This window comes from Micromonospora sp. NPDC049529 (genome assembly GCF_055586685.1).
Genome location: NZ_JBVJHT010000044.1, coordinates 1 through 1,041 on the forward strand (window position 1 = coordinate 1; position 1,041 = coordinate 1,041).

Annotated in this window: 1 protein-coding gene and 1 pseudogene; both read right to left on the reverse strand. The window is 64.6% G+C overall.

The window, feature by feature from the left end:
• A pseudogene (locus ACZ6QQ_RS36685) lies at nt 1–140 on the reverse strand (sulfate adenylyltransferase); the annotation flags it as partial.
• Nucleotides 140–1,041, reverse strand: a 902-nt coding sequence (gene cysD, locus ACZ6QQ_RS36690) for a sulfate adenylyltransferase subunit CysD (RefSeq protein WP_465882638.1), incomplete at its 5' end; no start/stop codon positions are given. The gene cysD and the pseudogene ACZ6QQ_RS36685, both read right to left, overlap by 1 nt.

A 1,041-nucleotide genomic window follows, 5' to 3' on the forward strand; every position in this document is an offset into this window, starting at 1 on the left:
TTCGTGTCGTAGAGCAGGCGGCCGATCAGGGTCGACTTCCCGTCGTCGACACTGCCGGCGGTCGCGAACCGGAGCAGGTCCATCGCCCGACCCTCAACCGGCGGGGTCTCGGTTTCGGTGACCGGGGTGGTGGTACTCATCAGAAGTAGCCTTCCCGTTTGCGGTCTTCCATCGCGGCCTCGCTGACCCGGTCGTCGCCACGGGTCGCCCCGCGTTCGGTGACCCGAGTTGCGGCGACCTCCTCGATCACCAACTCCACACTGTCGGCGTCGGACTTCACCGCCGCGGTGCAGGAGGCGTCACCGACCGTCCGGTACCGGACCCGTTCCACGAACGGCACCTCACCGGCACGGGGAGTGATGAACTCGTTCACCGCGTACAACATGCCGTCGCGTTCGATCACCTCACGCTGATGCGCGTAGTAGATCGACGGCAACGCCAACCGTTCCCGGGCGATGTAGTGCCAGATATCAAGCTCGGTCCAGTTCGACAACGGGAACACCCGGATCGACTCGCCCGGATGATGCCGACCGTTGTACAACGACCACAACTCCGGCCGCTGGTTCTTCGGATCCCACTGCCCGAAATCATCCCGGAAACTGAACACCCGTTCCTTCGCCCGCGCTTTCTCCTCATCCCTGCGGGCACCACCGAACAACGCGTCGAACCGGTACTTCTCCACCGCCGCCAACAACACCGGAGTCTGGATCCGGTTCCGCATCCCATCCGCGGACTCCCGCACCAGGCCCGATTCCAGGGCCTCCGGCACCGACGCCACCACCAACTGCAAACCCAACTCCGTCACCCGCCGGTCCCGATACTCCAGAACCTCGGCGAAGTTGTGCCCCGTGTCGACGTGCATCACCGGAAACGGGATCCTCGCCGGAGCGAACGCCTTCTGCGCCAACCGCAACATCACGATCGAGTCCTTGCCACCCGAGAACAGCAGCACCGGACGCTCCAACTCCGCCACCACCTCACGCATCACAAAAACGCTCTCCGCCTCAAGAGCATCCAGATGCGACACCCGGTACGCCGCCG